The 16,827-nt window shown below is 67.1% G+C and carries 12 protein-coding genes; 5 read left to right on the top strand and 7 right to left on the bottom strand.

Annotation, left to right across the window (positions count from 1 at the left end; translation table 11 throughout):
• Positions 1-88: 88 nt before the first annotated feature.
• The 5 genes from N7573_RS15605 to N7573_RS15585 form a co-directional block, all read right to left on the bottom strand.
• Entirely contained in the window at positions 89-2,386 is a 2,298-nt protein-coding gene (locus N7573_RS15605) for a TonB-dependent receptor (protein ID WP_121504407.1), read from the bottom strand.
• A 160-nt stretch (positions 2,387-2,546) separates the two neighbouring features.
• Positions 2,547-3,071: a hypothetical protein gene (locus N7573_RS15600; RefSeq protein ID WP_279913511.1), complete on the bottom strand. Its 525-nt coding sequence runs from the start codon at positions 3,069-3,071 to the stop codon at positions 2,547-2,549.
• Positions 3,072-3,278: 207 nt separating this feature from the next.
• A complete protein-coding gene (gene phbB, locus N7573_RS15595) occupies positions 3,279-4,019 on the bottom strand; it encodes an acetoacetyl-CoA reductase (protein ID WP_005419193.1) in 741 nt (246 codons plus the stop codon).
• A 25-nt stretch (positions 4,020-4,044) separates the two neighbouring features.
• Entirely contained in the window at positions 4,045-5,373 is a 1,329-nt protein-coding gene (locus N7573_RS15590) for a CitMHS family transporter (RefSeq protein WP_012481220.1), read from the bottom strand.
• A 75-nt stretch (positions 5,374-5,448) separates the two neighbouring features.
• Positions 5,449-6,588, bottom strand: coding sequence for a porin (locus tag N7573_RS15585; protein WP_049400240.1), 1,140 nt, complete (start codon positions 6,586-6,588; stop codon positions 5,449-5,451).
• Between the two features lie 242 nt (positions 6,589-6,830).
• Between N7573_RS15585 and N7573_RS15580 the strand changes: the two genes are divergently transcribed.
• The 4 genes from N7573_RS15580 to N7573_RS15565 are packed head-to-tail and all read left to right on the top strand — an operon-like array spanning position 6,831 to position 10,635.
• Positions 6,831-7,520 carry a response regulator transcription factor gene (locus N7573_RS15580; protein ID WP_049463657.1) on the top strand — a complete coding sequence of 230 codons (690 nt, stop codon included), beginning with the start codon at positions 6,831-6,833 and terminating at the stop codon, positions 7,518-7,520.
• Positions 7,513-8,904, top strand: a complete 1,392-nt coding sequence (locus N7573_RS15575; protein ID WP_032129112.1) for a sensor histidine kinase — start codon at positions 7,513-7,515, stop codon at positions 8,902-8,904. The genes N7573_RS15580 and N7573_RS15575 overlap by 8 nt, the downstream gene beginning before the upstream one ends.
• Positions 8,901-9,956, top strand: coding sequence for an ABC transporter substrate-binding protein (locus N7573_RS15570; RefSeq protein WP_049400238.1), 1,056 nt, complete (start codon positions 8,901-8,903; stop codon positions 9,954-9,956). Before N7573_RS15575 ends, N7573_RS15570 begins: the two co-directional genes overlap by 4 nt.
• Before the next feature lie 28 nt (positions 9,957-9,984).
• Positions 9,985-10,635, top strand: coding sequence for a response regulator transcription factor (locus N7573_RS15565; protein WP_005414428.1), 651 nt, complete (start codon positions 9,985-9,987; stop codon positions 10,633-10,635).
• Between the two features lie 518 nt (positions 10,636-11,153).
• Here N7573_RS15565 and N7573_RS15560 read toward each other — a convergent pair.
• Together N7573_RS15560 and N7573_RS15555 are read right to left on the bottom strand one after the other, a co-directional pair.
• Positions 11,154-13,796 (bottom strand): PAS-domain containing protein, encoded by a 2,643-nt coding sequence (locus N7573_RS15560; protein ID WP_279912281.1) that lies wholly within the window; start codon positions 13,794-13,796, stop codon positions 11,154-11,156.
• 66 nt (positions 13,797-13,862) lie between these two features.
• Entirely contained in the window at positions 13,863-15,032 is a 1,170-nt protein-coding gene (locus N7573_RS15555; protein ID WP_032129108.1) for a porin, read from the bottom strand.
• Between the two features lie 332 nt (positions 15,033-15,364).
• Between N7573_RS15555 and N7573_RS15550 the strand changes: the two genes are divergently transcribed.
• Positions 15,365-16,708 carry a dicarboxylate/amino acid:cation symporter gene (locus N7573_RS15550; protein WP_279912280.1) on the top strand — a complete coding sequence of 448 codons (1,344 nt, stop codon included), beginning with the start codon at positions 15,365-15,367 and terminating at the stop codon, positions 16,706-16,708.
• Positions 16,709-16,827: the final 119 nt, after the last annotated feature.

The raw sequence follows: 16,827 nt of genomic DNA, 5'->3' as shown, positions 1-16,827 counted from the left end.
ACAGGGACGTACTTGCGGCGTGTCCTGCCTCGGCCCGTCCCACCTCGCCCCGCTGCGGTACTGATGCGCCGCAGCGCCCGCTTTCGACTTAGAACTCCGCCGCCACCGTCATGAACAGCTGCCGCGGCGCACTCGCATGGATCGCATAGCGCTTGCCCTCCGGATCGGTCGGTGCGAACGAACTCAGCTGGCCCGCATAGCGCTTGTTGGTCAGATTGGTCGCGTTCAACGACACCCGCACGTTACGCAGGCCCAGGCCCGGGCCGAAATCGTAGCCCGCACCGGCGTCGAAGGTGGTCACGCCCGGCACCGACTGGTCGTTGGTGTAGGTGTAGTAGCGCTTGCCGGTGTACTTGGCACGCAGGCTGGCGAAGAAGCCATCGCGGTTCCAGCTGATTTCACTGGAGGCCATGCGCTGCGGCGTATCCACGGTGATCTTGCCGGCCACCGGCACTACCGCGCCGCCGGACAGGTAGTCGTCCTCGTAGGTGGTCTTGTTCCAGGACAGCGCGTTGTACCACTGCAGGCCGTCGATCGGCTTGAGGATGAAGGTCAGTTCCGCGCCGTAGCTCTTCACCGAACCGACGTTGATGAAGCGCGTCACGCACTCCGGACGCGTGCCGACTTCGATGCTCGAGCACGGGTTCAGCGACAGCAGGCGGTTGTCGAACTTCACGTTGTAGCCCGCGATCGACGCCTGGTACTTCTCGCCGAAGGTACGGAAGCCGGCTTCCAGGCTCTTGGACTTCTCCGGCTCCAGCCCGGCGCTGGCCGCGAACGATTCCGGCGACACCTGCAGCGGGCCGCCGCTGCCACCACCGACGAAGGCGGCGATGTTCTCGGCGTAGGAGGCGAACAGCTCGTTGTTGGCGTTGAGCTTGAAGCCCAGGCCCAGCTGCGGCAGCACCGATTCCTTGGCGGTCAGCGTGCCCGAGGCGATGCTGGTTTCCACGCCGGGGTTGGCGGTGGCGCGCATGCGGGTGTTCGGGCTCTTGATGCCCACGTCCACGGTCAGGCGCTGGTCCAGGAAGCGCATGCGGTCCTGCACGTAGAACTGGCGCGTGCGGATGTCGAAGTCCTGGTTGAACAGCAGGCGGTCCGGGTTCTTCAGGTACAGGTCGTCCAGGAACGGGCCGCTGATGTAGTAGAAGTTGCGCGAAACGTTATGGTCGTTCTGCTCGTACCACAGGCCGGCTTCCAGTTCGTGGATGCCCACCGTCCACGACAGCGCGGCGGTCAGGCCATCGCGGTTGATCGTGTAGTTGGTGCTGCGGATCGAAATCGGCAGCATCTTGTCGGTGCCCGGGTAGGACGGCTGGCCCGGTGCCCACCAGTGGCCCTGGCCACGGTTGTCGTGGTGATAGGCCAGCAGCTTCAGGCGGCCCTGCTCACCCAGGCGCAGGTCGGCATCCACCGAGTACAGGTTGTCGTCACGCAGTGCACGGCTCTGGTAGTACGCATCGTCGATGCTGGTGACGCCACCGCTGAACCTGCACTTGCTGCGGTCCAGAGTGCCCGGCGCGCAGTACGCAGCAGCCACGGCTCGATCCCAGTCCGGCGCGTAGATGTTCCAGTCATAGCCCAGGCCACGTGCCAGCATGTCCTTGGACAGGTAGGCGTAGTTGGCCTGGCTGGCGCGCGAGGTGGCCACGAACGCACCGAAACGATGGTCGCCCACGTTCCACACCGCCTTGGCGTTGAACTGGCGGGTGGTCTGGTTCTGGTACGGCGCAGCCCACATGTCCTGGTCCTGGTGCACGCCGGACACGTAGGCCGAGAAGCCGTTGATGTCGCCGGTATCCACGCGCAGGTAGCCACGGCGCTGGCTGTTGTCGCCAACGGTGACGCTGGCGCGACCGCCGAATTCGGTGGACGGGTCCATCGAGAAGTACTGGATGGTGCCGCCCAGGTTGCTGGTCGAGGCCACGCCCAGCGAACCGATGCCCTGCGACAGTTCGGCACCGGCCAGGTTCTCGGCGATGATCGCGCGGGCGATGCTCAGGCCGTTGTAGTTGCCGTAGCTGTTGTCGCCCAGCGGGATGCCGTCCAGCGTGTAGCCGAGGCGGCTCTTGTCGAAGCCGCGCAGGCTGATGGTCTGCGATTCTTCGTTGGCGCCGAAGGCATCGTTGGACTGCACCGACACGCCCGGCAGCCGGTCGAGGATCTTCTGGCCGCTGGTGCCCGGCGGCAGCACCTGCTTGTCGACGGCGGTGATGCGCTGCACCTGGCGGGTCTCGCCCTGGCCGATCACGGAGACGGTATCCAGCGTCTGCGCGCTCAGCGCGGCATCGGTGCTGGCGCCGGCATCGGCGGCGGTGGCGGCATGGGCGCTGGCGGCGGCGGAGAGCGCGATCGCCACGGCGATCGTCAGGTGTCGGGTCTGCATGGTGGTCCGTTGCATTGGGGGTGGTCACCGGCACGCGTGCGCGGTGCATGGCCACTATGCGAACGGAACATGAAACCTTCTTTACGGAAAACCAACGAACGATGCAGGGCAGTGGTGTGCGTTCTGCAACCTGTTCGTCATGGCGGTATGCCGGTGGGAATCAGAAGCGCTCACCGGGCCAGCTGAATTTGAGCTGGTCCATGCAGTCACGATCATGTTCGGAGAATGAGAACCCGATCTGGATGCCGTTCAGTACCGTGCCGAACACCGTCGACTCGTCCAGACTATGCCCTGACGGGACGGAAAGGACGTTGAAGTCGGGGTAGCGACGACCCATCTGCTTTCGCGAGATGCAGGCGCCGCCCAGCGACAGCGTAATGCCTTTGATGATTCGCCCCGACGCGTCGGTGTGGATCTGGCCAGAAGGCGCCCTGATCCTCCCAGCGACCACGAATGGCGCCAGATCGATGGTGGCGCTGTCGCCCCGGCCCCTTTCTGCTTCCGAACGCGAGCCGGCCGGAGCCAGTGGTGACAGCTGCGCGACAAGGTCAGAGCGTGCCAGCTGCAAGGACCAGCGCTCCACGAGCCGCCAGGTTGCGTCCGCCTCTTCTGCAGTGGCAGCGGGTGGGGTTGCCGCCAGTGGCGTGGTGGCGACCGCAAGAAGCGCAATCAGCATTGCACGCATGCCAACCTCCTTGATCCGCGATGTCAGCCGTTCGTCCATTGGGCGCGGCAAGCGCTGGCAGGTATAGCACCGGTTCTGCCGATGCATCGGGAAGTGCGTCTCAGAAATGCAGAAACAAAATGGGGCCGGATCCCCCTCGCAAGCGAAGGTTCACCGGCCCCGCGCACTCTGTGGGGGAGGCGGTCCACGCGCTGCGTGGAGAGGGGCTCAACCCATGTACAGGCCACCGTTGACCGGATAGTCGGCGCCGGTCACGTACGAGGCTTCATCCGAGGCCAGCCATGCGCACAGGCCGGCCACTTCTTCCGGACGGCCCAGGCGTCGCACCGGCACCGAGGCGGCCAGCCGGTCCAGCACATCCGGCGGGAAGCTGCTGATGGCCTGGCTGGCGATATAACCCGGCGACAACGTGTTGACGGTCACCCCGCGCGAGGCCACTTCCGCGGCCAGCGCACGGCTGAAACCATGCATCGCGGCCTTGGCGGTGGCGTAGTTCACCTGGCCGATCTGGCCCTTGTGGGCGCTGACCGAACCGATGTTGATGATGCGGCCCCAGCCCCGCGTGGCCATGCCGTCCACCACCTGCTTGGTCAGGTTGAACAGCGCATTGAGGTTGGAGGCGATCACCGCGTTCCAGTCTTCCACCGTCATCTGCCGGAACAGCAGGTCGCGGCTGCCGCCGGAATTGTTGACCAGTACATCCACCTCGCCGACTTCGGCGCGGACCTTGGCGAACGCCGCGCTGGTCGAGGCCCAGTCGGTCGCGTTGCCTTCGGAGGCGATGAAGTCGAAGCCCTGTTCGCGCTGCTCGCGCAGCCAGTTGGCCTTGCGCGGTGAGTTCGGCGCGCAACCGGCGACCACGGTGTGGCCGCTGCGGGCCAGGCTCTGGCAGATGGCAGTACCGACACTGCCCATGCCGCTGGTGACGTAAGCGATTCGAAGCGTCATTGCAGAAGGCTCCTTTGGTAAGGGATCAGGCCGCGAGCGGGTACAGGCCGAACAGCAGGCTGCCGACCATCAGCAGCATCGAGATGGCGATAGCCCACTTCAGGGTGAACTTCTGGTGGTCGGCGAACTCGACCTTGGCCAGGCCAACCAGCAGGTAGGTGGACGGCACCAGCGGGCTGAGCAGGTGCACCGGCTGGCCGGCCAGCGAGGCGCGCGCCATCTCCACCGGGGTGATGCCGTAGTTGCCGGCGGCCTCGGACAGGATCGGCAGCACGCCGAAGTAGAACGCGTCGTTGGACATGAAGAAGGTGAACGGCATCGACGCTACTGCGGTGATCACCGCCAGGTACGGGCCCCACGATTCCGGGATCACCGCCAGGAAGCTGTGCGACATCGCCTCGACCATGCCGGTGTTGTTGAGGATGCCGGTGAAGATGCCTGCGGCGAAGATCAGCGACACCACCGACAGCACGTTGCCGGCGTGGTTGACCACGCGGCGGCGCTGCTCGGCCAGGTTCGGGTAGTTGATCACCAGGGCGATGGCGAAGCCGACCATGAACAGCACCGGCATCGGCAGCACGCCGATGATCAGCGCGGTCATCAGCGCCACGGTCAGGGCCAGGTTGACCCACAGCAGCTTCGGGCGCTTGATGTCCTCGGCGTCTTCCACGGTCGGCAGCGGGTTGCTGTCGTCGGACACGCTGTTGTCCATCCAGCTGCCACCCTTGGGCAGGGTCACCACGCCAAGGCGACGGCGTTCCTTCAGGCCCAGGTACCAGGCCAGCAGCAGCACGCCGGCACAGGCGATCACCATCGACGGGATCAGCGGCACGAACACATCGGCCGGGTCCACGTGCAGCGCGGTGGCCGCGCGGGCGGTCGGGCCGCCCCACGGGGTCAGGTTCATCACGCCGCCGGCGAGGATGGTCACGCAGGTCATGTTCAGTGCGTTCATGCCCAGCCGCTGGTACAGCGGCAGCATCGCCGAGACGGTGATCATGTAGGTGGTCGAGCCATCACCGTCGAGCGAGATCAGCATCGCCAGTACCGCGGTGCCGAGCACGATCTTCATCGGATCGCCCTTGACGAAGCGCAGGATCACCCGCACCAGCGGATCGAACAGGCCGGCGTCGATCATCACGCCGAAGTAGAGGATGGCGAACATCAGCATCACGCCGGTCGGCGCGATCTTCTTGATGCCCTCCAGCATCATCTCGTCGATGCCGGCGCCGAAGCCGCCGATCAGCGCGAACAGGATGGGGATGGTGATCAGGGCGACGAGCGGCGACAGGCGTTTGCTCATGATCAAGTACATGAACGTAATGACCATGCCAAAGCCGAGGATGCTCAGCATCATCTGCGGACTCCTTGCGAAAACAGGACGTGGGGGAGCGGAAAAGGCCCGGGCGGCGTGCCCGGGATGCCGGGCTTAGAAGTCGTACTGCAGGCGGCCGGTGACTGCGCGCGTGCGGTCCACCGTGACCCCGGCCAGGCGGTCGCGGTTGCGGCTTTCGATCACGTTGAGCATGAAGCGCAGGTTGTCGCGCAGGTACCAGTTGCCACCCAGCGTCCACGCTTCGGTGCTGCCGCGGCGCAGGTCGGGTGCACCGTCGAGGTGCTGTGCGCCCCACATCTGGTCGTAGCGCAGCGCCACTTCGAAGGCACCGGCCTTGTGGCGGATGTCCTTCACCCGCGCGAAGCGGCCGGTCTTGCGGTCGTAGGCGCGGCTTTCGCCGGTGACGAACCAGCTGAGCATGCCGTAGGCGGCCATCACGTCACCGCGCTGCGCGCCGTCGTCGAAGGTGGCGCCACTGAATTCGCCCTGCCACGACAGCGGGCCGCGCACCTGCGCGTATTCCAGCGACCACTTGTTGACGTCGGTATCGCGGCCAGCGGAGAAGTTGACCAGGGTCAGGCGGCTTTCATCGGACAGATGGCCGGCCGGGCGAGGGCGGATGCTCAGGCCCGGGGTGCCGTTGGCGCCGGGGTTGTCGTAGGCCTCACGGGCCAGCGACAGGCCCAGGTGCAGCACGTCGCCCTCGCTGGGCGAGGGCGCCCAGGTGACGCGGCCACCGGCGGCGCGGCCCTTCACCTGCCAGGCGTCGATGCTTTCCAGGCTGTAGATGCTGGCCGCCCAGGTGAAGTCGCCGGGGTTGGCCTGCCACGATGCGCCCAGGCGATACAGCGGCGCCAGCGTGGTGCCGGCGTTGCCGCGCTCCAGGAAGCTGCCGTAGTTGGAGCTGGTGCGGTCATCCAGCGAGAAGTACTGCTTGAACTGGCCCACGGTGAGCTTGCCGGCCTTGCCGAAGCTGCGTGCCAGGTACACGTCCTTGGCCTCGACGCGGTCGCCGGAGAAATCGGCTTCCAGCTTGTAGTCGACCACGAAGAACTTGCCGGACACATCGACCCAGGCACGGCGGATCTCGGTGTCATCCTTGTTCGGCGTACCGCGGTTGTCGTTGTCGAAGGTGGCGAAGTCCAGGTGCAGGCGGCCTCCGAGCGAAGCCGTGACCGGACGATCATCTTCGGCGGCAAAGGCCGGCGCCGACAGGGCAGCCAGCGCCATCATGGCGGCAGGGCGCCGCCAGGCAAACGTGAATTCCACAAACCCTCCCAGGTGCGCGCCAGGCGCGCGGCAATCGTGGGCACCGGACGGTGCGCGGCCGCAGTCTGGGTCGGGCAAGCTGTCATCGTCCTGTCAACGGATTGTGCGGTGCAGCGTAAAACCGGCCACTGCGCTCACTGGGCCACGCCCGGCAAGCGCGGCGGCGGCATGCGGTAGCATTCGTTTCCCCTCCCACCCCCGTGCCCATGCGCCTGCTGCTGGTCGAAGACAACCCGGATCTGGCCGATGCGATCATCCGTCGCATGCGTCGCAGCGGCCACGCCGTGGACTGGCAGGCCGATGGCCTGGCCGCCGCCAGCGTGCTGCGCTACCAGAGCTTCGACCTGGTGGTGCTGGATATCGGCCTGCCCAAGCTCGATGGCCTGCGCGTGCTGGCCGGCATGCGCGAGCGCGGCGACAGCACGCCGGTGCTGATGCTGACCGCGCGCGACGGCATCGAAGACCGTGTGCAGGCGCTGGACGTCGGCGCCGACGATTACCTGGGCAAGCCGTTCGATTTCCGCGAGTTCGAAGCGCGCTGCCGCGTGCTGCTGCGACGCGCGCGCGGCCAGGCCAGCGAAGTGGTGCAGATCGGTGGCTTCCAGTTCGACAATGCCGCGCACCGGGTCAGCCTCGACGGCGAACCGATCGAACTGCCGAACCGCGAGTACCGGCTGCTGGAGATTCTGGTCGGCCGCCTCGGCCAGGTGGTCGGCAAGGATGAGATAGGCAATGGCCTGTTCGGCTTCGACGATGAAGCCGGCCCGAATGCCATCGAGCTGTATGTGGGGCGCCTGAGAAAGAAGCTGGCAGGTGCACCGCTGCGCATCACCACGGTGCGCGGCGTTGGCTACCTGCTGGAAGCCAGTGATGACAGCGCCGACGCCGATGGCTGACGCGCGTACCGCGAACGCCGCACCGGGCTCGCTGCGGCGCACGCTGCTGCTCTACCTCGGCGCGTTGCTGGCGGTGTTCGCGGTGGCTCTGCTGTTTGCCGCGCGCGGCTATGGCCAGCGCGCCGCCAACCGTTCCTACGATCACCTGTTGGTGTCCTCGGCGTTGTCCATTGCCGATTCGGTGGCCCTGGTCGATGGCCAATGGCAGGTCGATCTGCCCTATGCGGCGCTGGACCTGCTGGCGATGGCCCCGGAGGACCGCGTGTTCTATCGGGTCGCCGACAGCCGTGGCAACCTGATCACCGGCTATGGAGACCTGCCGGCGCCGCCGCGCCGGCCCGGCACGCAACCGCAGCTGTTTGATGCGGCGTACAGTGGCGAGACCGTGCGCTTCGTGGTGGTCGGCCGCAGTTTCGCCGCCGCCTCGGCGCAGGGCGAAGTACAGGTGCAGGTCGGCCAGACCCGGCGTGCGCGTGAAGCGGTCGCGCAGGACATGGTCAACCGCGCACTGCTGGCGATCGGTGTGCTGTCCGGCCTGCTGCTGGCGCTGGTGGCCTTTGGCGTGCATCGCGCATTCCGGCCATTGGTGCGGGTGGAACGCGAGCTGTCACGCCGCGAGCCCTCCGACCTGAAGCCGCTGGATGCCCGTGTACCGCGCGAGATGGACCAGATGGTGGCGGCGTTGAACCGCTTCATGGAACGGCTGTCCAGCAGCAACGAGACGCTGCGCGCGTTCATGGCCGAGGCCGCGCACCAGATGCGCACGCCGTTGGCGGCATTGCGTGCGCAGGCACAGCTGGCGCTGGATGACGACGATCCCGAAGACATGCGGCGCAGCCTGCAGGCGATCGAGCGCAACGCCACCCACATGAGCCGGTTGTTGAATCAGTTGCTCAGCGATGCCAGCGTGATCCATCGTTCGCATCTGCAGCGCTTTGCTGCAGTGGATCTGGCCGAGACCGTGCACCAGGCCCTGCATGAAGCGCTGCCGCAGGCCGGCCCGGCGCCGCGCGTGCAGCTGGCGATGACCGCCGAGCCGGTACAGGTGCATGGCGATGCGCTGCTGCTGCGCGAGGCGATCAAGAACCTGGTCGACAACGCGTTGAAGTACGGTGGTGATGGGCCGTTGCAGATCGCATTGACCGTGGAAGGCGGGCAGGCCGTGCTGACTATCGCCGACCACGGTGCCGGCATTGCCGCCGCCGATGCCGAACGCGTGTTCGAGCGCTTCGCCCGTGGCGAGGGCGCGCCGTCCGGCGGCGCCGGGCTGGGCCTGGCCATCGTCAAGCGTGTGGTCGACAGCCACGGTGGCCGCATCGACCTCAGCAATCGTCCTCAGGGCGGGCTGATCGCCACCATCCGCCTGCCCCGGAGCAGTCCATGATCCGCCTGTTCACTGCTGCCGTTGCCTTGCTGCTGGCCCTGCCGGTGCTGGCTGCGCCCGGCGATGTGCGCCGTTTTCCCGCACAGGCAAAGACCACGGCACAGCTGCGCATCCACGGCACCACCGACATCGAAGTGTTCGCGGTGGTCATCGCCGACTACCAGCGGCTGCACCCGGGCACCGAAGTGGTGTACGAGGACATCATCACCCAGGACCTGTACGCGCGGTACCTGCACGACCGCGGCGGACCGGCATCGCCGGACCTGCTGATCTCCAGTGGCATGGACCTGCAGACCAAGCTGGTCAACGATGGTCATGCACTGCCGCACCGCTCCGCTCAGACCGCCGCGCTGCCGGCCTGGGCGCAGTGGCGCAACGAGGCATTCGGCATCAGCTATGAGCCGGTGGTGATGGTCTACAACACCCGCGCGCTGACGGCTGCGAGGGTGCCGCACACGCGCCGGCAACTGCTGGACCGGTTGCGCGCCGAAGGCGCACCGCTGCGCGGCAGGGTCGGCACCTATGACATCGAACGCAGCAGCGTCGGCTACCTGCTGTCAACGCAGGATGCGCAGCGTGGCAGCATCGCCGGTGCGCTGCTGGGCGCACTGGGCGACAACGACGTGGTGCGCGAGGAGCGCACCGGCGTGCTGCTGGACAAGGTGGCCAGCGGACAGCTGTCGCTGGTCTACAACGTGCTCGGCTCTTACGCGCAGGCGCGCATCGACGCGGGTGCTCCGCTGGCGATTGTGGAGCCTGAGGACTACACGCTGGTGGTACTGCGTACCGCGGTGATTCCACGCACCGGCCCACACCCGGAAGAAGCCCGGCGCTTCCTCGACTACCTGTTGTCGCCGCGTGGCCAGCAGGTGCTGTCACGCGAGGCACGGCTGATGCCGATCGTCACCGGCAGCGCACGTGGCGACGATGCGCCCGGCCGCAGCCGCCGCCCGATCCAGCTGGGCCCGGGCCTGCTGGTGTACCTGGATGCACTCAAGCGCCGCCAGTTCCTCGATGCCTGGCGCAGCAGCGTGGAGCCGGCAGGGCGCTGAGGCGACGGCCTGCCCGTACAATGGCGGCATGAGCGAATACACCATCCTGATCGCCGATGACCACCCGCTGCTGCGTTCGGCGGTGGTGCAGTCATTGCGGCAGAGCCTGCCGCTGGCGCAGGTGCGCGAGGTCGCCAGCGCCGAGGCATTGGCCGAAGCACTCGACGCGCACCCGGACGTGGACCTGGTGCTGCTCGACCTGACCATGCCCGGTGCACACGGTTTCTCCGCGTTGCTGCACGTGCGCGGCTCGCATCCGGACATTCCGGTGGTGATCCTCTCGTCCAACGACCACCCCCGTGTGATCCGCCGCGCCCAGCAGTTCGGTGCCGCCGGTTTCATCCCGAAGTCGGCCCCGGCCGAGACCATCGGCGAGGCGGTGCAGGCGGTCCTTGATGGCGGCTTGTGGTTCCCGGCGATGGCCGCCGAACGCTCAGAGGCCGACGCACTGCTGGCCAGCCGCCTGGCCCAGCTGACCCCGCAGCAGTTCCGCGTGCTGCTGTGCCTGGCCGATGGCCTGCTCAACAAGCAGATTGCCTATACGCTGGGATTGGCCGAGAACACGGTGAAGGTGCATGTCACCGCGATCCTGAAGAAGCTCGAATGCCATAGCCGCACGCAGGCGGCAGTGCTGGTGAAGGCGCTGGAGCCCGAGGGCGACGCCGGCATCGGGTTGTAGTTTCCAGCCAACGGCGCAGCCCCTCGTGGGTGGGTTTGGGTTGGTCGCTGAAAGCAGAAGCCGCGAGTGGGCCGGTCGGGGAGGGTGCGCGGGGGACGCCGTGAATCCGTCCCTGGAGGCTTGGCAGCCGCATCCATGCGGCTGACACCCCCGCGCACCCAACCCGACCGGCCTCTGACAGATTTCGGTGGCCTGCCACCCACGGAGAAGAAAAAAGATCAAAAGCAAAAGCAGGCTGTCAGGCCGCCTTTTGTAGAGCCGAGCATGGGCTCGGCTTTACACGAGCAAGCGCAGCGCGCGATCCGCTTTTGATCTTCTTTTTCTTCTCCGTGGGTGGACGCGCACGGAACTTGTCCGTGGTCGGGTAGATGGGCTGCGCAGGGGCGTGAGCCGCATGGATGCGGCGACCGAGCTTACAGGGACGTACTTGCAGCGACCCCTGCGCAGCCCATCTACCCGGCCTCACCCATGAACCGCGTTACGCCTCCACCCACGAGGGGCTGCGCCGTTGGCTGGAATCACCCGCGATGCCGGATCAGCAACTGACTCATCAGCGCTCGCAGCGCCGGCGGCTTCACCGGCTTGGCCATCATTCCCCAGCCACGCTCGGCAGCCATCTCACGCAATCCCGCATCGCGCTCGGCAGTGACCAGCACCACCGGCGGTCGGGCCCGCCACAGCTCTGCCAATGTCTCGTACAGCACCGGGCCGTGGTGGTCACCCATGCGCACATCCAGCAGCACCAGCTCCGGCACGGTTGCCGTCGTGGCCAACTGCAGCGCTGCCTGCGGGCCATCGGCCAGCAGCACCTCGCAGCCCCAGCGCTCCAGCAGCGCGCGGCTGGCCGCGCACACGTGCGGATCGTCATCGATCACCCACACCCGGCGCCCTCGCAGCGGGTTGTCCGCCGCCGGTTCCTGCGCGAGCACCGGCGCGGGCGCGGTGGCGGGTATCGCGCTGGCGTCGCCGAACGGCACGCCCACGGCGAACACGCTGCCCTGGCCCAGCTGCGAGCGCAGCCGGATCGGATGTCCGAGCAGGCGGCCGATGCGGTCGACGATGGCCAGGCCAAGGCCGGCACCGCGCTGCTGGCCGTCGTGCAGGCGGCGGAATTCCTCGAAGATCTCGCCCTGCAACGCATCGGGGATGCCGGGGCCCTGGTCGTGCACTTCGATCCACAGCAGGCCTTCGCGGCGACGGCAGCCCAGAAGCACGCGACCGCGCTCGCTGTAGCGCAGCGCGTTGGACAGGAAATTCTGCAGGATGCGGCGCAGCAGCGCTTCATCGCTGACCACCACCGCATCGGTATCGACCCAGTCCACCACCAGGCCACGTGACTGCGCGGCGATGCCGAATTCGCGCGCCAGTGTCTGCAGCAGCGGCCCGAGCCGGAACGCCTGCACACGGGTCGGCAGGCTGCCCGATTCCAGCCGCGCGATATCCAGCAGGCTGTTGAGGATCGCATCCTGCGCGGCCAATGCAGCGTCGATGTGATCGCTGGTCTGCTGCTGCGCCGGGTCGCTCAGCTTGCCGCGCAGCACCGAGACGAACATGCGTGCTGCGTTGAGTGGTTGCAGCAGGTCGTGCACGGCCGAGGCGACGAAGCGGGTCTTGTAGCGGTTGGCCTGTTCGGCCTCGCGGCGTGCTTCGTCCAGGTCGTGGGTACGTTCGGCGATGCGGTGTTCCAGTGCATCGGCCAGCGAGCGCAGTTCGCGTGCAGCATTCTTGTAGCTGGTGATGTCGGCGTAGCTGGTGACGAAACCGCCGTCGGGCAGCGGGTTGCCGCGGATTTCCAGCACCGTACCGTCGTCCTTCTCACTTTCGCGCATGTGCGGACGGCCGCTGCGCAGGTGGTTGAGGCGACGCTCGATGGCCTCGTCGACCGGGCCGGGACCGAGCAGGCCACGGCGTGCGTTGAAGCGGAACAGTTCCTCGATGGGCCGCCCCACGCGCACCAGGTCCAGCGGGAAACGGAACAGTTCCAGGTAGCGCGAATTCCATGCGACCAGACGCAGGTCCCGGTCGATCACCACCACGCCCTGCGGCAGGTGTTCAAGGCTGCGGCTTAGGCCGCTGTCGGCATCGGTGGCGGCCTGCAGCAGGCCATCCTGTGCGGTGCGCAGTTCCTGTGCATGCTGCTTGAGCAGGGTTTCCAGCTCGCGGCGGCTGCGCAGGCGATGCTTGGCCAGGCGCCGGCGCTGCTGCACGAACAGCACCAGGAAGCCCAGCGCCAGCCACGCAGCACCTCCGGTAAGCGCGGCCGCACGGCCGGCGGCGGTGGCGGCACTGGCGTCGTGCAGCAGGTGCAGGTTCCAGTCTTCGGCCGGCAGCGCAAGGCTCTGCCACAGCATCGGCTGCGGCAATGCCGGATCCAGCAGGCGCACCATGCGGCCGCTATCGGCCAGTACATCCTCGGTACGTGCGCGCAGTGGCTGCAGGGTGCGATCGGCGTACTGGCGGGCGTCCAGCATCTCGCGGCGCTCATCGGCGCCCAGTGGGCGCAGCAGGCGGTAGCGCCAGCTGTCACGGTTGGCCAGGAACACCACGTCGTGGTCGTCGCTGGCCAGCACCACGTCAGGGCTGCTCAGCCACTCCTGCTCCAGTGCCGACAGCTCGACCTTGATCACCACCACGCCGAGCCGCTTGCCGTCTTCCTCGATGGCCTGCGACAGGTAGTAGCCGGGCACGCCGGTGGTCATGCCGATGCCGTAGAAGCGGCCGCGGCCCTGGGCCAGCGCCTGGCGGTAATAGGGACGATAGCTGTAGTTCTCACCGACGTTGGTGGTCGGCTGGTCCCAGTTGCTCGCCGCCACCGCCACGCCATCGTGGCCGACCAGGGTCAGGGTTGAGGCACGGGTGACTTCATTGGCGCGTTGCAGCTTGAGGTTCAGCCGCTGCCGTTCGGTGGGCGAGGGCGGTACGCGCAGCGCGTGCAGCAGATCCGGATCCAGTGCCAGTACCTGCGGCAAGGTGCCGAAGCGGTCGATGCGCTGCTGCAGGCCCTGGCCATACAACTGCAACTGGCGTTGTACCTGGCTGCTTTCCTCGCCCAGGGCGCGCCGCCAGGCGTAGTGGCCGGCGGCCACCGCACACAGCACGGTGCCACCGACCATCACCAGGATGGTCAGCAACAGCATCCGGTGGCGGCTGAGCCAGTACATGGCGGCAGTCTACGCAGGGCCGGCGGGCGTGGCGTGCACGCCCGCCGGGATCTGACGTGGAAGGGGTCAGAAGTGCATCTGCGCGCGCAGTTCGAAGATCTCCGGCGTGCTGTGCACACCGCGACGGCTGGCGTCGACCTTGACGTAGTTGGCCTGGAACTTGAAGTGGCTGGTCAGGTACCAGTTCGCACCCAGGGTCAGGTCGTGCTGGCGGCCGCCGAGGATGCTGCCATCGTCGAGGTCCATGCGGCTGTAACGGGCCACCAGTTCCACCGCGCCGTAGTCGTGCGCCGGCTTGATGTTGGCCACGGCACCTGCGTTGTACGGGCGCGATTCGCCGGTCAACACCCAGCTCGCCATCGCGTACTGGCCGCTGCCGGTGTAGTCGGGCTTGCCGTCATGGCGGGTGACCGTTGCGCGCAGGGCTTCGGCCTGCAGCGAGAACGGGCCGCGGATCCAGATGCCTTCCAGGCCGGTGCGGCGGATCTGGTCAGCGGTGACCAGCGCGCCGGAATCGACATAGCGGATGTCGGTCAGTCCGGCTTCCGGACGTGCGCGCAGGCGCGCGCTGGCCTCGTGGTGCACGTCGCGGCCATCGCTGTAGCCGCGCGGATTTTCCTGCGAGTAGGCCAGGCCCAGGTGGATCACGTCACCCGGCGCCTTCACCGGGGTCCACACCGCACGCACGGCCTGGGTGGTGCCGGGGTTGTCACCCTGCAGGTCCTTGCCGCCATAGGCGCCGGCCTGCAGCAGGTACTGCGGGCGCTCAAGCACCCATTCCACACCCGTGCGGCGGCCAGCGTAGAAGGCCTGCACCGGCAGCGCGGTTTCCAGGAAGCTGCCGGCGCGCGAGGACGTGTTCGCGTCCAGGCCGACCGGGGTCTTCATGTAGCCGAAGCGGAAGCGGCCGATGTCGCGGCCGAAGAAGGCCTTGCTTTCGAAGCGCACGAACACGTCCAGCCAGGTATCGGACTGGAAGTCGTAATAGACCATCGCGTCGTAGACGCCCTTCTTCTTCAGCGTCGCACCGAACTCCTTGCGGCGCACGGCGTCGTCGTCCTCAAGGCCACTGCCCGAGGAGAAATCGTTGTAGTCGTAGGCGATGTTGGCGGTAGCGGCCAGCTCGGTGCCGTCGCCGAAGGCGTACTTGGTCGGCCAGTTGTCGAAATCGGCAGCCGAAGCGAAGGCGGGAAGCGCGGCCAGCGACAGGGCCAGCAAGGTGGGAATCGGGCGCATGTTGGGTGCGGCTCTCTCAGATTGCGTGTGGACAGGACAACAACGGCCGCAAGGGCCGGAACTTTCGCAATGACGCGCCCGGCCGTTCAGCTCGGGCCACCGGCCTCCCCGTGATCGGGCGGTGCGGCGCCAGTGTAGGCATCGCGGCCACCTGAACCGGGGGGCTAGTACCAATAGGTTATCTGCGCCAGCGTGCCCGGCGCGTACAAAGGCGTCCATTGGTCGCACCCCCTGCGCGTGCTGCACAGGGCCTGCGGTCAGTTTCCACGGTAACGGTTCCCGTGCAGTCCCGGGGCCGTACGTGCCTGAAAACGCCCCTTCCGGAGTCCGCCATGCACATCCCGACCGCAGCACCGGTGCCTGCAAAGCCGTTGCCGATCTATCGCCAGCTGTACTTCCAGGTGATCGTGGCGATCGTCCTGGGCGCCATCCTCGGCCACTACGAACCGTTGATCGGCGAGAAGATGAAGCCGCTCGGCGATGCCTTCATCAACCTGGTGAAGATGATCATCGCACCGGTGATCTTCCTGACCATCGTCACCGGCATCGCCGGCATGACCCACCTGCGCACGGTGGGCCGCGTATTCGCCAAGGCGATGGCGTACTTCCTGTTCTTCTCCACGCTGGCGCTGATCGTCGGCATGATCGTGGCGCACGTGGTGCAGCCCGGCGCCGGCATGAACATCAATCCGGCCGAGCTGGACCAGACCGCGGTGCACAGCTACGTCGAGAAGTCGCATGACCTGACCCTGGTCGGCTTCCTGATGGACATCATCCCGAAGACGCTGCTCAGCGCGTTCGTCGATGGCAACATCCTGCAGGTGCTGTTCGTGGCCGTGCTGTTCGGCATCGCGCTGGCATCGGTGGGCGAGAAGGGCAAGCCGATCGTGAACTTCCTGGAGGCGCTGGTCGCCCCGGTGTTCAAGCTGGTCCACATCCTGATGAAGGCCGCGCCGATCGGTGCCTTCGGCGCAATCGCCTTCACCATCGGCAAGTACGGTGTTGGCTCGCTGATCAACCTGGCCTGGCTGGTGGGTTCGTTCTACCTCACCGCCTTCCTGTTCGTGGCGGTCAACCTGGGCCTGGTCTGCCGCCTGTGCGGCTTCTCGGTGTTCAAGCTGGCGCGCTACCTGAAGGCCGAACTGCTGCTGGTGCTGGGCACTTCCTCGTCGGAGTCGGCGCTGCCGTCGCTGATGGAGAAGATGGAACGCGCCGGTTGCAGCAAGTCGGTGGTGGGCCTGGTGGTCCCGACCGGCTACTCGTTCAACCTGGACGGCACCAACATCTACATGACCCTGGCGGCACTGTTCATTGCCCAGGCCACCAACACCGAACTGACCCTGGGCCACCAGATCGCCCTGCTGCTGGTTGCCATGCTCAGCTCCAAGGGTGCGGCCGGCGTCACCGGTGCCGGCTTCATCACCCTGGCCGCCACCCTTGCCGTGGTGCCGGAGGTACCGGTGGCCGGCATGGCGCTGATCCTGGGCGTGGACCGTTTCATGAGCGAATGCCGCTCGCTGACCAACTTCATCGGCAATGCGGTGGCCACCGTGGTGGTTTCGCGCTGGGAAGGCGCGCTGGACCGCAACCGCCTGCAGCTGGCGCTGGATGGTCGCGAAAGCGAGCTGCCGCCGCCGGTGGACGCACTGCCCGAGGCGCTGCCGGCCAAGGGCTGACCCAGGTGTGTGGTACCGCGGGGCCGATCACGACAGTGGTACGGCCCCGCGGCGTTTCAGGGCGTCCCATGGCTGTCATCGGGGGCGCCGATGCTGGCATCCCGGTACCGTCGCATACG

The sequence above is a fragment of the Stenotrophomonas sp. GD04054 genome, assembly GCF_029836955.1.
Lineage (GTDB): Bacteria > Pseudomonadota > Gammaproteobacteria > Xanthomonadales > Xanthomonadaceae > Stenotrophomonas > Stenotrophomonas maltophilia_A.
Note: the sequence above shows the minus strand (reverse complement) of the source record. Positions and strands in the feature narration are given on the sequence as shown.